Annotated in this window: 19 protein-coding genes; 10 read left to right on the forward strand and 9 right to left on the reverse strand. The window is 37.5% G+C overall.

Translation table 11 applies throughout. The annotated features are described in order from the left end of the window. Positions 1-25 precede the first annotated feature (25 nt). On the reverse strand, positions 26-865 hold the full coding sequence (locus ABH942_RS13030) for a 1,4-dihydroxy-2-naphthoyl-CoA synthase (protein ID WP_370032650.1): 840 nt from the start codon (positions 863-865) through the stop codon (positions 26-28). 69 nt (positions 866-934) lie between these two features. Here ABH942_RS13030 and ABH942_RS13035 point away from each other — a divergent pair, with 69 nt between their 5' ends. From ABH942_RS13035 to ABH942_RS13045, 3 genes are all read left to right on the forward strand, one after another. Next, positions 935-2,044, forward strand: coding sequence for a C1 family peptidase (locus tag ABH942_RS13035; protein ID WP_370032653.1), 1,110 nt, complete (start codon positions 935-937; stop codon positions 2,042-2,044). A gap of 77 nt (positions 2,045-2,121) precedes the next feature. After that, the gene (locus tag ABH942_RS13040; RefSeq protein ID WP_370032655.1) at positions 2,122-2,550 is read left to right on the forward strand and encodes a PH domain-containing protein; all 429 of its coding nucleotides are present in this window, start codon (positions 2,122-2,124) and stop codon (positions 2,548-2,550) included. Between the two features lie 245 nt (positions 2,551-2,795). Continuing rightward, positions 2,796-4,022, forward strand: coding sequence for a sterol desaturase family protein (locus ABH942_RS13045; protein WP_370032658.1), 1,227 nt, complete (start codon positions 2,796-2,798; stop codon positions 4,020-4,022). Here the strand turns inward: ABH942_RS13045 and ygiD are convergent, their stop codons facing one another. The 4 genes from ygiD to menD form a co-directional block, all read right to left on the reverse strand. Further along, positions 4,023-4,856 (reverse strand): 4,5-DOPA dioxygenase extradiol, encoded by an 834-nt coding sequence (gene ygiD, locus ABH942_RS13050; RefSeq protein WP_370032719.1) that lies wholly within the window; start codon positions 4,854-4,856, stop codon positions 4,023-4,025. 427 nt (positions 4,857-5,283) lie between these two features. Continuing rightward, positions 5,284-5,859 (reverse strand): hypothetical protein, encoded by a 576-nt coding sequence (locus ABH942_RS13055; protein ID WP_370032660.1) that lies wholly within the window; start codon positions 5,857-5,859, stop codon positions 5,284-5,286. Between the two features lie 66 nt (positions 5,860-5,925). After that, positions 5,926-6,759: a S1 RNA-binding domain-containing protein gene (locus ABH942_RS13060; RefSeq protein ID WP_370032662.1), complete on the reverse strand. Its 834-nt coding sequence runs from the start codon at positions 6,757-6,759 to the stop codon at positions 5,926-5,928. A gap of 91 nt (positions 6,760-6,850) precedes the next feature. Next, the gene (menD, locus tag ABH942_RS13065) at positions 6,851-8,503 is read right to left on the reverse strand and encodes a 2-succinyl-5-enolpyruvyl-6-hydroxy-3-cyclohexene-1-carboxylic-acid synthase (protein ID WP_370032664.1); all 1,653 of its coding nucleotides are present in this window, start codon (positions 8,501-8,503) and stop codon (positions 6,851-6,853) included. 97 nt (positions 8,504-8,600) lie between these two features. On the opposite strand from menD, the gene ABH942_RS13070 reads away from it, so the two are divergent. After that, positions 8,601-9,101: an N-acetyltransferase family protein gene (locus ABH942_RS13070; protein WP_370032666.1), complete on the forward strand. Its 501-nt coding sequence runs from the start codon at positions 8,601-8,603 to the stop codon at positions 9,099-9,101. A gap of 57 nt (positions 9,102-9,158) precedes the next feature. On the opposite strand, the gene ABH942_RS13075 is transcribed toward ABH942_RS13070, so the two are convergent. The 4 genes from ABH942_RS13075 to ABH942_RS13090 form a co-directional block, all read right to left on the reverse strand. Next, positions 9,159-9,749: a glutathione peroxidase gene (locus tag ABH942_RS13075; protein WP_370032669.1), complete on the reverse strand. Its 591-nt coding sequence runs from the start codon at positions 9,747-9,749 to the stop codon at positions 9,159-9,161. A gap of 100 nt (positions 9,750-9,849) precedes the next feature. Then, positions 9,850-10,413: a toxin-antitoxin system YwqK family antitoxin gene (locus ABH942_RS13080; protein ID WP_370032671.1), complete on the reverse strand. Its 564-nt coding sequence runs from the start codon at positions 10,411-10,413 to the stop codon at positions 9,850-9,852. A gap of 25 nt (positions 10,414-10,438) precedes the next feature. After that, entirely contained in the window at positions 10,439-13,651 is a 3,213-nt protein-coding gene (gene ccsA / locus ABH942_RS13085) for a cytochrome c biogenesis protein CcsA (protein WP_370032674.1), read from the reverse strand. A gap of 181 nt (positions 13,652-13,832) precedes the next feature. Further along, positions 13,833-14,153: a four-helix bundle copper-binding protein gene (locus ABH942_RS13090; protein WP_370032675.1), complete on the reverse strand. Its 321-nt coding sequence runs from the start codon at positions 14,151-14,153 to the stop codon at positions 13,833-13,835. Between the two features lie 157 nt (positions 14,154-14,310). Here ABH942_RS13090 and ABH942_RS13095 point away from each other — a divergent pair, with 157 nt between their 5' ends. The 6 genes from ABH942_RS13095 to ABH942_RS13120 all read left to right on the forward strand — a co-directional run bounded on the left by ABH942_RS13095 (position 14,311) and on the right by ABH942_RS13120 (position 19,585). Continuing rightward, positions 14,311-15,075: a Rossmann-like and DUF2520 domain-containing protein gene (locus ABH942_RS13095; RefSeq protein ID WP_370032677.1), complete on the forward strand. Its 765-nt coding sequence runs from the start codon at positions 14,311-14,313 to the stop codon at positions 15,073-15,075. Beyond that, a complete protein-coding gene (locus tag ABH942_RS13100) occupies positions 15,059-15,586 on the forward strand; it encodes a KdsC family phosphatase (RefSeq protein WP_370032679.1) in 528 nt (175 codons plus the stop codon). Before ABH942_RS13095 ends, ABH942_RS13100 begins: the two co-directional genes overlap by 17 nt. 26 nt (positions 15,587-15,612) lie before the next feature. Further along, positions 15,613-16,536: a geranylgeranylglycerol-phosphate geranylgeranyltransferase gene (locus tag ABH942_RS13105; protein WP_370032681.1), complete on the forward strand. Its 924-nt coding sequence runs from the start codon at positions 15,613-15,615 to the stop codon at positions 16,534-16,536. Then, on the forward strand, positions 16,529-17,122 hold the full coding sequence (locus ABH942_RS13110; RefSeq protein WP_370032683.1) for a Maf-like protein: 594 nt from the start codon (positions 16,529-16,531) through the stop codon (positions 17,120-17,122). Before ABH942_RS13105 ends, ABH942_RS13110 begins: the two co-directional genes overlap by 8 nt. 3 nt (positions 17,123-17,125) lie before the next feature. Next, positions 17,126-17,656, forward strand: a complete 531-nt coding sequence (locus ABH942_RS13115) for a mechanosensitive ion channel domain-containing protein (protein ID WP_370032685.1) — start codon at positions 17,126-17,128, stop codon at positions 17,654-17,656. Between the two features lie 168 nt (positions 17,657-17,824). Continuing rightward, complete coding sequence (locus ABH942_RS13120) at positions 17,825-19,585, forward strand: hypothetical protein (RefSeq protein WP_370032687.1); 1,761 nt, start codon at positions 17,825-17,827, stop codon at positions 19,583-19,585.

Consider the following 19,585-nt stretch of genomic DNA (forward strand, 5'->3'; position numbering starts at 1 on the left):
TTGGGGGTTTTCTGATAATTGTATGTTATGGCAAATATTTTTTCTCGAAGTTAGGCTTTCTTTTTTCCAAAAAGGCATTTCTTCCTTCTTTGGCTTCCTCTGTCATATACGCCAAACGAGTTGCCTCACCTGCAAAAACCTGCTGTCCAACCATACCGTCGTCTGTAAGGTTCATAGCGAACTTGAGCATTTTTATAGAAGTAGGCGATTTTGCCAAAATTTCCTGAGCCCATTCGTAAGCCGTATCTTCTAATTCCGCATGAGGAATTACGGCATTAACCATTCCCATATCAAAAGCGTCCTGAGCGGAATAATTTCTCCCTAAAAAGAAAATTTCCCTGGCTTTTTTCTGTCCTACCATTTTTGCCAGATAGGCAGAACCGTAACCTCCGTCAAAACTTGTTACGTCAGCATCAGTCTGCTTAAAAATAGCATGTTCTTTGCTTGCCAATGTCAAATCGCAGACTACATGAAGACTATGTCCGCCTCCAACAGCCCATCCTGGAACTACTGCTATAACAACTTTAGGCATAAAACGAATCAGGCGTTGTACTTCTAAAATATTCAGACGGTGCATTCCGTCATCGCCTACATATCCTTGGTGTCCTCTCGCCTTTTGATCTCCACCGCTACAAAAAGAATAAACACCGTCTTTTGAGGACGGTCCTTCAGCAGAAAGCAGGACCACGCCAATTGACGTATCTTCCTGTGCATCATAAAAAGCCTGATACAGTTCGCTTGTCGTTTTTGGACGGAAAGCATTCCTTACATCCGGACGGTTAAAAGCGATTCTTGCAACGCCATTGGACTTCTTATAGGTTATATCTTCAAAATCTTTAACAGTTTCCCAGTTTATTGAACTCATTTTTATACTATTTTAGCGTAAAAATAAATCATTTTTTACAGACTACGAATAACAAAAATTAAAATATAAATGAGACAGACTTTCTTACCTATTGCTTTGCTTGCATTTGCTTTTTCAGCATATTCTCAAAAGTATGAATTCCAAACCGTTAAGGACATTGAAGCGACACCCGTGATTTCTCAGGATATTACCGGAACCTGCTGGAGCTTTTCGTCTACTTCTTTTCTGGAAGCTGAAATTATCAGAACAACCGGCAGGAAAATTGACCTTTCTGAGATGTATAATGTTCGTAATACCTATCCAAAAAAGGCATGGAATTATGTGATGCGTCAAGGAAAAGCGCAATTTGGCGAAGGTGGACTTAATCATGATGTTATCAATAGTGCCAAAGAATTTGGTATTGTGCCTTTGACGGCTTACTCTGGATTAGTAGGAAATGCTACCAAGCATGACCATTCAAAAATGGCAAAAGAATTGGAGGATTTGCTAAAAAAATATGCTGATCCTTCCAAGAAGCTAGATCCTAAATGGAAAACTGATGTAGAAGCTATACTGGATAAATATATGGGTGCTACAGTAACTGAGTTTACTTACGATGGAAAAAAATATACTCCAAAGAGTTTCCTTGAAATGACCAAACTAAATTTGAAAGACTACGTTACTATTACTTCTTTTACTAACGAGCCTTACTACAAGACTTTTATCCTGGATATTCCTGATAATTTTTCTAACGGTAGCTTTTACAATATGCCGCTTGACGAGTTTGTACAAAATGTAGATAATGCTTTGGATAAAGGTTATACGCTAGCTTTGGATGCCGATGTAAGCGAAAAGACTTTTTCTGGAAAAAACGGAATTGCCGTAATTCCGGAAAACGAAGCTGACGAAAAAACGATTCTTACTGAAATCAAACCTGAAAAGAAGGTTACTCCTGAATTCCGCCAACAAGAATTCGAAAACTACAATACGACAGACGACCATTTGATGCATATTGTCGGAAAAGTAAAAGACCAAAAAGGCAACATTTACTATAAGGTGAAAAATTCATGGGGTACTAAAAACCTTGGAAATGACGGTTATATTTACATGAGCGTTCCTTATTTGAGATTAAAAGCTATTTCCGTATTACTGCATAAAGACGGGCTTTTGAAAAAAACTAAAAAAGAACTAGGAGTCTAATTCTTTTAATTCTAAAAAAAGAGTCGGGATTTTTTAATCCCGATTTTTTTGTTTGATCTATTTTCTTAAATTTAAAGATGAAAAAATTTTATTCGGACCATCATATCCCTACTGTCACTATGCTGTGGCTGATTGTCGTATTTTTAATCGCAACGCCTTTTTTTACACCTAATCAAATTTGGGGTGAAATGTTTATTCCTATTATCATCGTAGCACTCTGCGCTATTTTTATCCTATGGATTCTTTTGGATACCAAGTATGTAATTAAAAACTCTTTTCTTCATTATACATCAGGCCCTATACGTGGAAAAATTGATATTTATAAAATCAATGCGATAGTACACCAAAAGAAATGGTTTGTACAATCTTCGCTTAAGCCTGCCCTGGGAAGCAAAGGTCTTGTTATTAAATATGGCAAATTTGACGACATTTATATTTCGCCTAAACGCAAGCAGGAATTCATCGATGCGCTGTTAGAAATCAATCCGCACATCGAAATCGAATAGAAAAACTGTTAAAGTTTGCTCTTTTAAAATTATACAATCTGTAATTTTAAAAAGTTTATTTTGCTGAGTCTTCAGAAAATGTTTCGTATTGTTTCCCTTTCGATAAAATGTGACCGAATTTCGGAAATTTATGAACAGCGGTTGATAAGTTACTTATCCTGTCCTCAACTTATTTTTGATAACTTTATCCTACAAAGGCTCTAAAAATGAGCCTTTTATAAAGTACCACTAAAATATAATGGGATATGGAAAACATTAATTTTCTGGCCTTTGCAATGCCTGCTTTTTTCCTTTTCGTCTATTTAGAATATAAATTAGCACAGCGTAGGAAGCGTCCGGAAATCTTCAATTACGAAAGTTCTGTTTCAAACATCAGTATTGGTCTGGCAGAACGGCTTATCAACCTTTTTATAGCAGCAAGTTTCTACCAGCTTTTCTACTATATCTATGAACATTATCGAATTTTTGATATCCCGAGCAATTTCTGGATTTGGGTTGGACTTATTTTGGCCACCGATTTTGTATGGTATTGGTATCATAGGCTTGGGCACGAAGTAAACTTTTTTTGGGCCGCACATATTGTCCATCATCATAGCGAGGAGTTCAATTTTACGGCCGCAGCCAGGATTACGACTTTTCAGGCTATTATCAGGACAGGATTTTGGTGCATACTGCCTTTTATCGGATTCCACCCGAAAATGGTAATCACGATGTTGATTGTTCACGGAGCTTACTCCTTTTTCACACATACGCAGGTTATAGGACGTATAAAATGGCTGGAATATATCTTTGTTACTCCATCTGTACATGGCGTACACCATGCTTCGGATGAAAAATATCTGGATAAGAATTATGGCGATATGTTTACTTTTTGGGACCGAATGTTTGGAACTTTTCAGGAAGAAGAAGAAAAACCAAAATACGGACTAACCCATCCGCTGAAAAGCTACAGTTTCTTATGGCAACATTTCCATTATTATTTTGAAATATATGAGCTTTGGAAACGCTCCAAAGGGTTCAAGGCAAGATGGAATGCTGTTTTTGGCAGTCCTGCGGCAATGGATCAAGATATTAGGCCAATGTTGGAGAAACGCTTCCTGCAAGACAAGACCGATCGTAGCCACCGACTTAAGTTCCGAAATTATTTATACATACAGCTAGCCGTCAGTACGCTTATCCTGACTGTTTTTACGTACTATTTTAATGGTCTTGGTTTCTATGACAAGATTTTCGGACTTTCTTTTATCATTATTACGCTAATCAACTGCGGAGCTTTGTTAGAACAGCGCAAATGGATTTATTATCTGGAATACTCAAGGCTTTTTATCCTTTCTACTTATTTACTTTATATTGAAAATCTTGCGGAATATTTCCTGGTTCCTGTAATTATCATGGTAGCAGCAGAGAAAATGTTCTCTTTAAGCCGAAAATATCAAAATTTGGTATTACAAATGGAAACCGCTAAAAGATAATCAACCTATTTTTACGGATGTCATATTTAGCGAACCTCCTACCAGCTTATCGTTAAAGAAAACGGTATCTTCCTGATTATCTTGCAGTGCAAGCGAATACAGCATCGGATAATAATGATCTGGTGTTGGCACGGCCAATTTTGCTGATTTACTTAAGTTTTCGTAATCAATCAGGGCTTTGTGGTCGCGGTTTTCGATTTTCTGCTTAAAGACGTCATTCATTTCTATAGCCCAATCAAAACCAAATTCGGGTTCACGTAATTTTTTCCAGTCAACCATTCGGAGATTGTGTACCATATTCCCGCTTCCGATAATCAATACGCCTTTTTTTCGAAGCTGGGCTATCTGTTTTGCGAGATCGTAATGGTATTGGGCAGGTTTGTTATAATCAATGCTCAATTGCAGTACCGGGATATCCGCATCAGGATACATATGCCTTACTACTGTCCATGTTCCGTGATCTAGTCCCCAATCATGGTCTAGGCCAACATCTGTAGAATGAATCAATTTGGCTGTTTCTGCTGCTAGTTCCGGATTGCCTTTTGCCGGATATTGCACGTCAAACAGCGCTTGCGGAAAACCTCCAAAATCATGGATTGTTTTTGGATTGTTCATGGCCGTAATGTGTGTGCCTCGCGTGAGCCAATGGGCAGAAATGACCAGAACTGCTTTGGGCTTGGGAATTTCTCTTCCCATTTTTGCCCAGTTTTGAGAAAACTCATTGTCTTGTATTCCATTCATGGGTGAACCATGTCCAATAAATAATACCGGATGTTTTATATCTTCTTCGTTTAAGTCCTGTGTCCAATTATAAAAAGGCTGTAGTGATGCCATAGCTATTCCTCCTGTTATCGTTTGTAAAAAATGCGAACGTTTCAACTCTATAATATTTGTATATACAAATGTATGAAATATTCTTTATAAAATTCAATGACGATCAGGAAGTTAGTATCAGATAAGCGAAACACAAAAAGTATTTGTTAAATAACGCTCTTTTCGCACAGCAAAAGCAAACTCAGAACCTTAGTACCTTTTTTAGAACACGGATTGTCTCGGATTAAAGAAATTAACGCGGATTTGAGAAGTCTACAACCTTAGCGCCTCAGAACCTTAGCATCTAAGTACCTTATTTTAAAAACACTGATTAACGCGGATTAAAGAAATTAGCACAGATTTGAGAAATCTACAAACTCAGCACCTCAGAACCTTAGCCACTTAGTACCTAAAAAAAAGCTCCCTCTAACTGAGAAAGCCTTTTTTATTATTTTTTTCTTGAACTTTTAAAGGTATATCCTATTCTTGCATGAAGATCGAGCCAAACTTCACCAGAATCATCAAAAGAATGTTTTTTGTTTAGCATAAAATTATAGCCTAAACCTGCACCAAGCTCATAGGTAAAATCACTTTTTCCTATGTTTCTTTTGATTCCCCATTTTGGGACAATAGCTACCTGATGATTCAAATACGCATTTTCAATTCCTGTAATAACAAACCAATCCGGTCGGTAGCTTACCATAAGAGTTACGAAGTTTGCTCCATTATTATGTATGTTCTTTCCGGCAGTTCCTCTTTTTTCAAGATTATAATACCAACGTGGTTCAAAAGTAATTACAGGTACCAGGGCATCAAAATCGGCGCTCTTTTCATTATCCTTCTGTGTAAAGACATCGAGTCCTATCTCAGTCCTTAGCGTAAATTTATCAGAAAGCCTGCTTTCATTATTCAACCAAAAACCGACAAGTCCGGTCTGGAATGAAAATGTTGATTTTTCAACAGAATAATCCTGGGCAAAAATTGTGTGGGCAGAGAGAAGAAATAGAATGTAAATTTTTTTCATTTTGGATTTGAATTTATTTAGTCGGCAAAAGTAGTAAAAAACTTTCCTTTCCTATTTAAAATCCTATTACTTTACAAGGTAAATCCCGTCTTCTTTTATTTCAATCAATTTTTGCTTATATAGCACTCCTATTGCCTTTTTAAACGTTTTTTTACTCATTTTCAACACCGTTTTGATGTCTTCCGGATGGCTATTATCGTTCAGACGAAGAAAACCTCGGCTGGCACGAAGCTCATCCATAATTTTTTCAGCATTGGGTTCTACTGCTTCAAAACCTTGTTTCTGTAAAGCCACATCGATTTTGTTACCCGGACGAATGGCTTTGATATAACCTCTCAAACGGTCACCGGTTCTGATGCGGTCATCATATACTTCATCCTTATAGATCAATCCTTTATGCTGTTCGTTGATGATGACATTGATTCCCAAATCAGTAATATGTGAAACAATAAGATCCACTTCTTCCCCTACTTCTACAGTAAGTTCTTCATTATTCAGGAATTGGTTCGTCTTGCTGGAAGCAACCAGTCGGTTTGTCTTTTCGTCCATATAAAGGAACACCAGGTAGCGTTTTCCTTTTTCCATTGGACGTGCCTGTTCTTTAAACGGAACCAGGACATCTTTTTCCAGTCCCCAATCCATAAAAGCTCCCACATTATTAATATAATTGACTCTTAAAAGCGCAAATTCATTAAGTTGGATGTAGGGTCTTAAAGTTGTGGCTACGGGTCTTTCTTCGTGGTCAAGATATACGAAAACTTCAATTTCTTCTCCTATTTCAAATACTTTCGGGACATATTTATTGGGCAGTAAGACATCATCTTTACCATCGGTTAAAAACAGTCCGACTTGCGTGTCCCTGTCAATTGTCAGCGTATTGTATTTTCCTATTTCAATCATTTCTTTTCGGTTGCAAAGTTTCTAAGTTGCAAAGAGCAAAGGTACAATCTTATATGCAAATAATATTGAACCTGTTAAATTATGGCTATTCTTAAACCAATTCTTTAAAATACTGGAGCAATATCTTATCATTTTCTAATGTAGGCGTAAAAATCTCCAGGATTGAAGGTTTTTTGCTTTCATAAAATTCTTTAAGTCCATTCTCCAGAGCCGTTTCATTGCTTGCTGAGAAATAATCAAAAAAGTACATTTTTGCCAAATGTTCTCCGGTCAGGCAATGTGAAGTTTCAAAATAAGTGTTGAAAACAGGCGTTTCCTGATGTCCCGGAAGAATTCTGAAAATTCCTCCACCTCCATTATTAAGCAGGATAATTTTGAAATTTTTCGGAATATAATTGTTCCAAAGCGCGTTACTGTCATAGAAGAAACTAACATCGCCAGTAATCAGGATCGTTTCCTGTGCGCTTGCCAATGCAGCACCTACTGCTGTTGAGGTACTTCCATCAATACCGCTAGTTCCCCGGTTGCAGAAAACGGCTATGCTTGGATCAATATCGACCAATTGGGCATAACGGATCGCAGAACTGTTACTGATTTGCAACTGGCTATTCTTTGGCAAACTTGGAATTACCTTATCAAAGACCGTAAAATCTGAGAATGGTATTTTGGAAAGATACAAATCGTGTTTTTCTTTTCTGATTGCTTTCAGTTGTTGTGCTTTCTCATTATAATCGGATACTACAACAGTTTCAGACAAAAACCGGTTTAGGAAATCATTTGGCTGCGCGATAAAATGTTTCGTTAACGCTCCAAATGTATCATAAGCCCGCAAAGTATCAATATGCCAATGGGCTTTTGGTCTGTATTTCCTTAAAAACGCCTTGATTCTTTTTGATACGACCATTCCGCCAAAAGTCACTAGGATTTCCGGTTGAAAATCTTTAAAATCTTTATCGGTAAAAGGCGTAATTATGGTATCGATATTGTTTATAAAATTAGGATGGTGCAGATTCGATGTTGTTTCGGTCATCACTACTACCGACGGATCTTGCGCCAGATGATTTATTACCGCTTCATCAATCGAATTCGGGTCATTTACTCCTACTAAAACCAGCTTCTTTTTTGCTGTATTCCATTGCGAGATAAACGGTGCTAAATCTTCATCAAAATATGCATCTTCAAAAGTGGTTTGAGAAATAACCGAACTTACTTCTAATTCAGAAACAGTTTCATACAAAGGTTCTTCAAAAGGAGCGTTGATATGAACCGGCCCTTTTTTCGTAGAAGCTAAAGTTATTGCATCTGCAATTTTAAGATCGTTTTCCTGAGACGCATCTTCCGTCAGGTTTGCAGTATAGATGATATGATTGGCATAGACATTCTCTTGCCTGATGGTCTGCCCATCGCCTATATCAATCTTGCTAGAAGGTCTGTCCGCCGAAATCACAACTAAAGGAATCTGGCTGTAAAAAGCCTCCGCAATAGCCGGATAATAATTGAGCAGAGCAGATCCTGATGTACAAACAACAGCCACCGGTTTTTTAGTCTGCTGTGCTATTCCCAATGCAAAAAAAGCAGCACATCTTTCATCAGCTATGCTATAACATTTAAAGTCTGGATTGTTGGCAAAACCAATAGTTAGCGGGGCATTTCGGGAACCTGGAGAGATTACAATATCGGTGAGTCCTTTAGCCTTGCAAATTTCAAGTATACTTTGTGCTAAAGGTATTTTTGGGTAAATCATTCTTTATAGTATCAATGCCTCAAAGATACGAAGTTAGTAAGGCTTTCTGCGCATTCTTGCCAAGTTTTTCTATCTTTGGAAATGAAAATATTAAGAAATGGAAATCCATATCAGAGCTGCCAGAATTGAAGACATAGGAGCTATTTTAGAAGTTGTAAATGACGCCATATTGAACACAACGGCCATTTATGATTATGATGTCAGAACCTTGAACGACCAAATCGATTGGTTTACCGAAAAACAAGAACAGAGCTTCCCTATTATTGTTGCTGTGGATGAAAATGACAGTGTATTGGGATTTGGAACGTATGGCACTTTCCGCCTAAAAATAGGCTATAAATTTACGGTGGAGCATTCCGTTTATGTCAAAGAAGGCTTTTCGGGAAAAGGAATTGGCAGGCAAATCTTATCCGAATTAATTGAGATTGCTAAAAAGCAAAAACTGCACACTATAATCGGGCTGATTGATACTGATAATGCCGGAAGTATTGCCTTTCATGAAAAACTAGGTTTTGAAAAAGCAGGCGTTCTCAGAGAAGCCGGATATAAATTTGAAAGATGGCTGGATGTACAGCTTATGCAATTGATTTTAAAATAAAAAAACTTCCAAAATCGCTGACTTTGAAAGTTTTTATTATTTAAGTTTTAAACTATCTTATGCTTTAATCCAATTTACAATTTCAGGATCGGTTGGCAGTGTTTTCGGAGAGATTACTTTTACCAATTCTCCTTTTTCATTAATGAGGTATTTTTGGAAATTCCATTCTACTTCTGAGTCTTGCAAACCATTTTTAGATTTTTGGGTCAGGAATTTGTAAACGGCATCCATATCATCGCCTTTGACAGAAATCTTAGACATCATAGGAAAAGTCACTCCATAATTTCGTTCACAAAAAGCTCCGATTTCTTCATTCGTTCCCGGTTCCTGAGAAGCAAAATTATTTGCCGGAAATCCAACGATTACAAAATTCTTGCCTTTGTATTGGTCATAAATTGCCTGTAAGTCTTTGTATTGTGGTGTTAGTCCACATTTTGAAGCCGTATTGACGACTAGTATTTTCTTTCCTTTTAGAGAAGCAAAATCAAAATCGTTTCCTTCCAAATCTTTTACCTTAAACTGGTAGATTGTTTCTTTAGTCATTGTCTTATTTTTTTGTGTTGCCGTTTTTGCATTTTTCTCCTGTGCCTGATTCTGCTGGCACGCCAGACAGCTTAGTAAAGCAAAGGCGAAGGCTAGTTTTTTCATCTTTTTATTTTTTATAAAATTAGAAAATTAGGCAGCTGTTTTCGTTTAAACTTTTGTTAAATAAAAAAGACCCTGATATATCAGAGTCTTTTTTATATTATTATTTTATTTGTCCGTCTTTATAGTTTAAAACTTCAAGGATGGAATCTTTTAGAATTTGGGTTTCATATATGATTAAAGTACCATTTCCATTTTCAATCGTTCCTTTATCTATATCATGCCCGTCGAAATTTTTAGCAAAATCTACTGAAATCAGTTTCCCGTTTTCATAATTCCTGATGGTGTGGATTTGCCTGTTCGGGAAAAACCACTTCCAAACGCCTTTAAAATTTCCATCTTCTACCCTACCTGATCCGTATAAAGTGCCATTTTCATGGTAAAACTTCCAAAGACCATCAATCTTCCCATTTTTAAATTTTCCGATCTGTCTTAAAGAACCATTGGGATGGAAAACTTTCCAACTTCCGGTTTCCAAATTATTTTTGAATCTTCCTACTTGATATAGCTTTCCATTTTCATAGCTATATTTCCATTTTCCGATTTTCTTGTTATTCTTAACCTTTCCTGCTTCTGTATAACCCTCTTTTTGAATCTGCACCATTTGAGTGTGACAAGAAACCAATAAAAGAGCAATCAGCAGTATTCCAGATTGTTTTAAAACCATTGCAGGAAAATAAACTTAAGATGATTTAGCTTCTTAAATATTTTTTCTGCTTGAAATAAGCCAGAATCGAAATCAATGTTACAATTCCAATAGAAACAAAGACAAAATTAGGTGTTACTACTTTTTCTCCGCTGGCATAAGAATGCAAACCGGTTAAGTAAAAGTTCACTCCAAAATAAGTCATCATGATGGAATAGAAAGCAAAAACGCTAAACACGTTAAAAATCCAGGTTCCTTTTAATCCCGGAACCAATCTTGCGTGAATTACAAATGCATATACCATGATACTGATTAATGCCCAAGTTTCTTTCGGGTCCCAGCCCCAATAACGTCCCCAACTTTCGTTAGCCCACTGACCTCCCAGGAAGTTTCCTATCGTAAGCATAACCAAACCAACTGTCAATGACAATTCTGTGATATAAGTAATTTCTTTGATGCTTAATTCCAGTTTCTTACTGTTCTTTTTATTGGCAAAAATCATCAGGAACAGCGAAACCAGTCCGAGTATCATCCCTAATGTGAATGGTCCGTAACTTGCCACAATCACGGCTACGTGAATCATCAACCAATACGAATTTAATACAGGCTGTAGGTTCGCAATAGCAGGATCCATCCAGTTCCAGTGTGCAATCATCAGAATCATCGAAGCGACAAAAGCTGTTGAAGCTACCGTCAATTCTGATTTTCTTCCAAAAGCAAGCCCGAAGAACATCGTAGCCCAACCAACATAAATCATCGACTCATAAGCATCACTCCATGGTGCGTGTCCGGAAATGTACCATCTCATAATCAATCCAGCCGTATGCAGTACAAAGAAGAAACCAATCAGGACATGAAAAGCTTTTACGATAACACGAATCGCTTTTCTGTTATTGAATATTTTTACGATGGTAAACAGCAGCATGAAAACGCCCGCCATCATATACAAATAGTACAATTTTTTAAAGATATCGTATTTGTTGTAAAGGATTTCAGAATTGATTTTATCATCGCTTGGACGTACAGCCTTGCCATATTTCTTTTGGAAAAGCGTAATACTTTCCAGAATTTCATCTGCCTGCTTATACCCGCCTGATTTTCTCGCTTCATTCAGGAATCCCATATAGGCAGGAAGTACGTTTTTAGTGTAAGTAGAATCGACACCTTTAATGCCCGTTTCATTCAGTTCCAGATACGAAACCCATTTATTGGCCTTGTTATAAGGAATAGGAAAAATTCTCAGGATTTTTCCGCTCAAGGCAGCATTCAACAGTACTACTTTCTTATCAATTTCAATGAAATCCTTTTGGAATTGGTTTGGAATAGCTGCTTTATAGGCTTCATCCAAATAAGGTGATAATTTGTAGTTTCCTTGTTCGTCAAAAAAGCTAATAAATGGAATATGTTTTGCTTTCAGGTCAACACCTAAAATCTTATGCAAGCTATCATTGTCTTTTTTCAGATAAACGAAAGGCACATTAAACCAGACTTCCGGATATTGTGACATTGACAAAAATACCTGATCGGAATTATATCCTTTATAGTGGTCGCTCTTGCTTACTTTTCGCAATAATTCTGAAGAAAACGTATTGATAGGCTTCATTCTTCCGCCATCATCCTGAATTACGATCCTTCCGAATTTTGCAGCATGTTCCGGCTTTACTTCAATAATTTTCAATAATGAATCAATCTGCTGTTCTGTTGGCATAGCTCTCTTCAAAGGAGCCGCATTTCCTTTAGCATGATTGTGTCCGGGAGCATTATGGTCGTGGTCATGTTGGGCAAAACTTCCTACACTGACAAACAATAACAGTATCGTAATTAGTTTGGCTTTTCTCGCCTTAATCTTGTCTAATTTCTTCTTCACAATTCCAAATCTCGAATTTTTGTCAAATAAGATAGCCATCATCCCAATGTATAAAAGGAAATAACCTATATAGGTAATCCAGGTTCCCCAGAAATCATGGTTTGCGGAAAGTACAGTAATATTAGGCTCATACGTATCTCTTAAATGATTGTCTGTATAATCGTAGGATGCCTGGAAGAAACGGTAACCGCCATGATCCAAAACATTGTTCATGAAAATTTCATAATCAAAAGGTTTTTCGTCTTCAACGGTAATTTTACTTCTGAAAGCCGAGAAACTTTTCAAAGTTCCAGGATATTTTTCTGCGATAAAATCATTCAGCTTAATTTTGAAAGGCAATGTATACACTTTACTTCCGTAGAATAATGTAAAATCAAGACCTCCAACCTTAAAAGATTGAGGCTCGCCCATTTTCCCCTTAGAACCGATTAATGTTACATCCTGCGTCTTTCCTCCTGCCTTAATTGTAACAATCAAAGCATCGTCACTAGCTTTGTCTTTATAGTCATTATTCGATTCGTAACCTACTTTTCCATTAATAGCTGCATCCGGGAAAACAAATTGCGCTCCACCAACATTATATAAGGAACGGAACATCAAATCCTGAACTGAATCTTTTACAACCGTGCCTTGTAGTTTATCTGCCATACGCATAAACTGTCCGCCAAACGGAGCTTTGAAAGTATATTTATCACCTTCTTTGGTAACATTGACTGCACCATCTGTTGGCTTATTGAAAGCAAAAAGTACATTATGGATATTCTGCACTTCACCTGCTTTGAGGTAATGCTCATGACGTGATCCGTCACCAGATTCTACCATTTTTAAATATAGTGTTCCGTTCGGGTCTTCTTTGATAACCTCTTTGGCATTCATGATAAAGTCCTTATACTCTATTTCATAAGGAGTTTCAGCAAATTTACCCTTGATTGAAAAGTGATTATTGGTAACCGGAGAAAGCAACAGTTCTTTTTCTTCAACGCGACGTTTCATTTCGCCTTTATATTCACCGTCAACAAAAACATTCAGGAATGTCTTTTCAGAGTAAATCTGATTTTCGGAAGCGCCTTCGGCAATCGACATCATACCTTCATAGCTGATATAACGGGTCACAAAAGCTCCTACTAAAATAAAAATAAAGGAAAGATGGAGTAATAACGTGCTCCATTTTTCCTTTTTGTATAATTGGTATTTCTTGATATTTCCTAAAAAGTTAATCAGAAAGAGAAACATGATTGCTTCAAACCACCAGCTGTTGTAAATTAGAATTCGAGCAACATCGGTATTGTAGGCATCTTCAATAAAGGTTCCTATTCCCATTGCAGCTGCAAAAACAATAAACAAAACAGCCATTAAGCGGGTGGAAAACAGGAAGGAAAAAATCTTATCCATAAGATTGGAATTACTATAGTTTAAAAAGTGCCACAAAAATAAGGAAAAATGTTTGATGAAACCGTTAATCCTACTCCTGCGTTTTTCGTAATTCCTTGTTAATTTTTTCTAAATATTTTATACATATTTTTATCATGCATCAAAAAACCTGATAGATGATAAATTAATCTGTTTTTTGTCCTTACCATTTAAAGCTACAGGCCGCAGCACATTTCCTACAAGACTCGGCACATTCTCTGCAATGGGCATGATGGGCAAATTTTTCGCATTCCACCGCACAAGCCGTACATATTTTGGCACATAGTTTCATCAAGGCGGTAGAAAAACCGGAGTTTCTGGAACAGAACTTGACACAAAGGATGCAAATTTCTGCACAATCGCGACAAAGCAAAATACAATTGAGGTGATTTTTATCGTTCATTTCGATACAATTGGCCGCGCAAACCTCACAGGCGCCAAAACAAGCCAGGCAGGCATCAACTGCCAGTTTAAACTTTTTCATACTCTCTTTCATTAAAACTTTATAAATCCTTTTATTTTTGGCTATTATAAATGTAGTGATTTAATTGTCCTCTTTATTGTAAGGGTCTGTTAAACCTGCTTAAATTATTGGAAGAAAACCTTTCCTATATTTCATAACTAATCCCTAAATTAGCGCCATGATTACAGCGACTATAATCGGTTCCGGAAATGTGGCACAGCATCTTATCCATGCTTTTAAAAAAAGCAGCGGAATTCAATTGTCACAGGTCTTTTCAAGGCAAAAGGAAAGTCTTTCACATCTGGTTGAAGATTCAAAAATCATTAATGACCGAGCTCAGTTTTTAGAAGCCGATATCTATATTATTGCCGTTTCTGATAGTGCTATTGCTGAGGTTTCTTCAAGCCTACCGTTTGAAAACCGATTGGTAGTCCATACTTCCGGAAGCGTACCGTTGGAAGAATTAAATCCGAAAAACCGCAGAGGTGTTTTTTATCCGCTCCAAACTTTTACTAAAAACAAGGAAGTCGACTTTGCTGCAATTCCGATATGTCTGGAAAGCGAATTTGATGACGATTATATTGTTTTAGAAAATGTTGCCGAAGCTATAGGCTCCAAACATTATCTTATCAGTTCTGACCAAAGAAAATCGCTTCATGTTGCCGCTGTTTTTGTAAATAATTTCACCAACCATCTCTACCAGATTGGAAAAGAGATTTGTGCAGAAAATCAACTGCCATTTGAAATTCTTAAGCCACTAATTGCGGAGACTGCAAACAAAGTACAGCGCCTTTCACCACTAGAAGCCCAAACCGGACCTGCGAAAAGAAACGACCTTAATACGATACAGGCCCATTTGGCGTTACTTACTGACAATACACAAAAAGAAATTTATAAAATACTAACACATTCCATTCAACAATCTAATGTCAAAAAGTTATAAAGAAATCATGAACGACATCACGACTTTTATTTTTGATGTCGATGGCGTTCTAACTGATAGTTCTGTCCATATTACACCTACAGGCGAAATGCTCCGCGTTATGAATATTCGCGATGGTTTTGCCATGAAAGCAGCCGTAGAAAGCGGCTACCATGTCTGCATTATTTCTGGCGGCAGTAATGAAGGCGTCCGAATCCGACTTAGAAATCTGGGCATCACGGATATTCATTTGGCCTGTCCTGATAAAGTCGAGACTTTTAAAGAGTATACCGATATTTATAATATAAAACCGGAGCAGGTGCTTTATATGGGTGATGACATTCCTGATTATCATGTAATGAAATTGGTAGGACTTCCTACTTGTCCGCTGGACTCAAGCCCTGAAATTAAAGAAATCTGTTCTTATATTTCGCATAAAAATGGAGGCCGTGGGGCCGTACGCGATGTTATTGAACAAGTAATGCGTGTCCAGGGAAAATGGATGCAGTATTTTAACGGAAAACACGATTAATAATCTGCTGAACTAACCACTAACTTATGTCTTTTTTAAAACTAATACGCTACCAGAACCTGATTATGCTTGCCATAATGCAATTGGTTTTCCGATACGGATTTTTAGAATCACAGTCTATTCCTCTTGCTTTAAATGATTGGCAGTTTGCGCTTCTGGTATTTTCAACCGTATGTATTGCGGCCGGCGGCTATCTCATAAACAACATATTCGACAAGGCTACGGACGAAATCAACAAACCTGACAATGTCGTAATCGGAAAGCAGATTTCGGAAGCTATGGGATATAATATTTATATCGCCCTGAATATTATCGGTGTCGGTGTTGGTTTTTATTTGGCAAATGCTATCCACAAACCAAATTTTGCTGCCATATTTGTCATTATTGCCGCTACATTATATGTCTATGCCAATGGCTTAAAGCAGACTCTTCTGATTGGCAATATCATCATTGCCCTGCTGCTTTCGTTAAGCATTCTTATTATTGGGATTTTTGACCTTCTGCCAATGGTGGTACCAGAAACCCAAGCCGGAATGGGTATTATTTTTAACATACTCATTGACTATGCGATATTTGCCTTTATCATCAACTTTATCCGGGAAATCGTTAAGGACATGGAAGATGTCAACGGCGATTATAATCTGGGAATGAATACGCTTCCGATTGTCTTGGGTATCGCCAGAACTGGCAAAGTAGTTTTCGGATTGAGCTTTATTCCTATCGGACTGATTGTTTATTACATAAACGAAAACCTGTTTGCTAACGACCTGTTCTATGCTTCAGGTTATGGCTTTCTGTTTATATTGGCTCCATTGCTTTATTTTACAATAAAGATGTTTTCAGCCAAAAAACAAAAAGATTTCCATCACCTGAGCAATGTATTAAAATTTGTTATTTTCTTCGGAATTCTTTCTATTGCAGTTATCAATCTCAATATCAAATATGCTTAATTCTCATTTAAAAGATTATACTATTCTTTTGGCATCAGGATCGCCAAGAAGACAGCAGTTCTTTAAGGACATGCATTTGGATTTTGAGGTGCGTTTAAAGGAAGTAGAGGAAATTTATCCCGATCATCTGAAGGCTTCTGAAATCACCGACTTTCTGGCCAAACTAAAAGCCGATGCTTTTCAGGAAGAATTAGCCCCGAATGATATTTTGGTAACCAGCGACACTATTGTCTGGCATAACGGAAAGGCTTTGGGAAAACCTAAGGATTATGACGATGCATTTCAAATATTAAGATCGTTGTCTGATTCTACCCATGAGGTCTATACTTCTGTATGTTTCAGGCATAATGGAAAGACGGATATCATTAACGAGATTACAAAAGTCACTTTTACCTATTTATCAGACGAAACTATTGCTTACTATATTGACAATTTCAAGCCTTATGATAAGGCCGGAGCTTATGGTATTCAGGAATGGATCGGCATCATAGGCATCAGCAAAATTGAGGGCTCCTACTCCAATGTGGTGGGGCTTCCCGTCCAAAAAGTTTATGAATATTTCACTACCTTTGGGAAAAACCGCTAGAGAATGTCCTTTTTTCAAGAAAATACGCCAAAGATCGTAAGCACGATCATACTGCTAGTTTGCGTGACAATTATTCGTTTTATTATTACTGCCCTGATAAAACGCTACGCCAAGCATGCAGAAATTAATGAGCACCGTGCGATTCTGGTTAGCAAATACATCAGCATAGTAATTATGGCGATGACATTAGCCGGAGTCTTTATGATTTGGGGTGTCCGAACAAACGATATCTATATTGCCTTTACTTCTGTTATCACTATTATTGGTGTTGCTTTCTTTGCCCAATGGTCTATTCTTAGTAATATAACCGCAGGAATAATATTATTTTTCTCGTTTCCATTCAAAATTGGAGATACGATTCGGATTCATGACAAAGATTTCCCACTTGAAGGCGAGATTGACGATATCAAGGCTTTCCATACGTATTTGAGAACCAAAGAAGGAGAACTCGTAACTTATCCAAACAATCTTCTGCTACAAAAAGGCGTTTCTATTGTGAATACGACACGGGAGGAACGGGAATTCATGGATTAGCATCCCACTTTGCTTTGAGATAAGCATAATCTGGATGCTATTTTGTAACTTCACGCTAACCAAGGTACTTTCAAACAGTAAAAATTGCCAATGCCAAAAAAAATCAGATTCTTTTTACTCTTATTGACTGTCTGCTGCTGCCAACTTTCGCAAGCGCAGGATCAACCTGTGAAAAAAAAAGATTCCCTAAAAGGCTACCGTGACCTTGAGCGTTATTCTAAAAAAAGAGGCTTTACTAAATTTATACACAAGCTTATTTTTAAGCCGGTCGATTCAAAAAAACCGAAAAACAGGCAGAAAGACAAGGTTGTTCTTAAAAGTTATAGCGAATACGAAGGGAAAATCATCCGAAATATTCATATTACGACATTAGATCCATTTGGCTTTTCGGAAAAAGATTCGACCAAAAAAGCCCGTAACGGATTTGAAAGGTTTGGAAATAGAATACATATCAGATCCAACCGACTTACGATAAAAAACTTACTGCTTATTCGAAAAAACAAACCTCTGGATTCGCTTCTTGTAAGAGAATCAGAACGTTTAATCAGAAGCCAAAGATATGTGCGTAGTGTTGACTTTACGACCAAAATTGTAGGAACAAGCACTGATTCTGTCGACATCTATATCAGGGTATTGGATTCCTGGAGTTTGATACCTAATGCTTCCGGATCGACTTCCAAGACTACTTTTGAGCTTACGGAACGAAATTTTTTAGGAACCGGACATGAATTAGACAATACGTACAGGCAGCGATTCGACAATGGAAGAAGTGCTGTCAGTACCCGATATACGATTCCCAATATCCTCAATACGTATATCAGGACATCGTTTGCTTACCGTGTCGATGAACATAATAATTACTCAAAAAGCATTTCGGTTGACCGTCCTTTCTTCTCTCCTTATGCCAAATGGGGAGCCGGAGTTTATATCGGACAGGATTTTATGGTAGACTCGTTGCCGGATGCTAGCGGACGTTATGCCGCACAAAACTTTAAAGTAGGAACCCAGGATGCCTGGGTAGGAAAATCGACCCAAATATTCAAAGGAAACTCTGAAGAAGACCGAACCACCAATTTTATCACTTCTTTCCGGTTCTTGAGAAAAAACTACAGCGAGTTTCCTACTCCGGCATACGACAGCCTAAAGTTTTTCTCTGATGAGAATTTTTTTCTGGCAGGGTTTGGTATCACTTCCCGAAAGTTTATCCAGGATAAATACCTGTTTAATTATGGTATTACGGAAGACGTTGCTATTGGAAAGGTCTATGCCCTGACGGTTGGCCATCAGAATAAAAACCATATCAACCGACTGTATCTGGGCGGCCGCTTCTCTTTTGGGCAATATTTCAAATGGGGCTATTTTAGCACCAATGTCGAATATGGTACGTTTTTTAGAGGTCCTATCACGCAACAGACCGTTTTTTCTGTTGAAGCCAACTATTTTACGAACCTTATCGACCTGGGCGATTGGAAACTGAGGCAGTTCGTAAAACCAAAATTGGTAATAGGCAACAACCGTTTTCCTACCGTTGCCGACAGAGTGAATCTTAATGAAGAAAATGGCATACCCGGTTTTAACAGCTATAAGTTGCGAGGCACTAAAAAAGCATTGCTCATGCTGCAAACCCAATCCTATTCGCCTTGGAATTTGGGAGGATTCCGTTTTAATCCTTTCCTAACCTATACGGTTGGCGTATTAAGTAATGAAAATGACAACCTTTATAAAGGAAAAGCATACTCACAAATCGGGATTGGTGTTCTTATCAGCAATGACTTCCTTGTGTTCAACTCTTTTCAGTTTTCTTTTTCCTATTATCCTAGCGTTCCTATTGATGGTAGTGGCAATACGCAAACCAATTCATTAAAAACAACCGACTTCGGAATGCCCAATTTTGAGTTCGGAAAACCGCAAACCGTACCTTACAATTAG

The sequence above is a fragment of the Flavobacterium sp. 28YEA47A genome (assembly GCF_041262125.1).
In the GTDB taxonomy this organism is placed as follows: domain Bacteria; phylum Bacteroidota; class Bacteroidia; order Flavobacteriales; family Flavobacteriaceae; genus Flavobacterium.

What these genes read in the sequence shown, in the direction of transcription:
- ccsA (WP_370032674.1), bottom strand. Translation starts at nt 13,651, where the DNA reads ATGGATAAGATTTTTTCCTTCCTGTTTTCCACCCGCTTAATGGCTGTT.
- ygiD (WP_370032719.1), bottom strand. Translation starts at nt 4,856, where the DNA reads ATGGCATCACTACAGCCTTTTTATAATTGGACACAGGACTTAAACGAA.
- ABH942_RS13070 (WP_370032666.1), top strand. Translation starts at nt 8,601, where the DNA reads ATGGAAATCCATATCAGAGCTGCCAGAATTGAAGACATAGGAGCTATT.
- ABH942_RS13035 (WP_370032653.1), top strand. Translation starts at nt 935, where the DNA reads ATGAGACAGACTTTCTTACCTATTGCTTTGCTTGCATTTGCTTTTTCA.
- ABH942_RS13040 (WP_370032655.1), top strand. Translation starts at nt 2,122, where the DNA reads ATGAAAAAATTTTATTCGGACCATCATATCCCTACTGTCACTATGCTG.
- ABH942_RS13080 (WP_370032671.1), bottom strand. Translation starts at nt 10,413, where the DNA reads ATGGTTTTAAAACAATCTGGAATACTGCTGATTGCTCTTTTATTGGTT.
- ABH942_RS13075 (WP_370032669.1), bottom strand. Translation starts at nt 9,749, where the DNA reads ATGAAAAAACTAGCCTTCGCCTTTGCTTTACTAAGCTGTCTGGCGTGC.
- ABH942_RS13060 (WP_370032662.1), bottom strand. Translation starts at nt 6,759, where the DNA reads ATGATTGAAATAGGAAAATACAATACGCTGACAATTGACAGGGACACG.
- ABH942_RS13115 (WP_370032685.1), top strand. Translation starts at nt 17,126, where the DNA reads ATGTCCTTTTTTCAAGAAAATACGCCAAAGATCGTAAGCACGATCATA.
- ABH942_RS13105 (WP_370032681.1), top strand. Translation starts at nt 15,613, where the DNA reads ATGTCTTTTTTAAAACTAATACGCTACCAGAACCTGATTATGCTTGCC.
- ABH942_RS13110 (WP_370032683.1), top strand. Translation starts at nt 16,529, where the DNA reads ATGCTTAATTCTCATTTAAAAGATTATACTATTCTTTTGGCATCAGGA.
- ABH942_RS13100 (WP_370032679.1), top strand. Translation starts at nt 15,059, where the DNA reads ATGTCAAAAAGTTATAAAGAAATCATGAACGACATCACGACTTTTATT.
- ABH942_RS13030 (WP_370032650.1), bottom strand. Translation starts at nt 865, where the DNA reads ATGAGTTCAATAAACTGGGAAACTGTTAAAGATTTTGAAGATATAACC.
- ABH942_RS13045 (WP_370032658.1), top strand. Translation starts at nt 2,796, where the DNA reads ATGGAAAACATTAATTTTCTGGCCTTTGCAATGCCTGCTTTTTTCCTT.
- ABH942_RS13055 (WP_370032660.1), bottom strand. Translation starts at nt 5,859, where the DNA reads ATGAAAAAAATTTACATTCTATTTCTTCTCTCTGCCCACACAATTTTT.
- menD (WP_370032664.1), bottom strand. Translation starts at nt 8,503, where the DNA reads ATGATTTACCCAAAAATACCTTTAGCACAAAGTATACTTGAAATTTGC.
- ABH942_RS13095 (WP_370032677.1), top strand. Translation starts at nt 14,311, where the DNA reads ATGATTACAGCGACTATAATCGGTTCCGGAAATGTGGCACAGCATCTT.
- ABH942_RS13090 (WP_370032675.1), bottom strand. Translation starts at nt 14,153, where the DNA reads ATGAAAAAGTTTAAACTGGCAGTTGATGCCTGCCTGGCTTGTTTTGGC.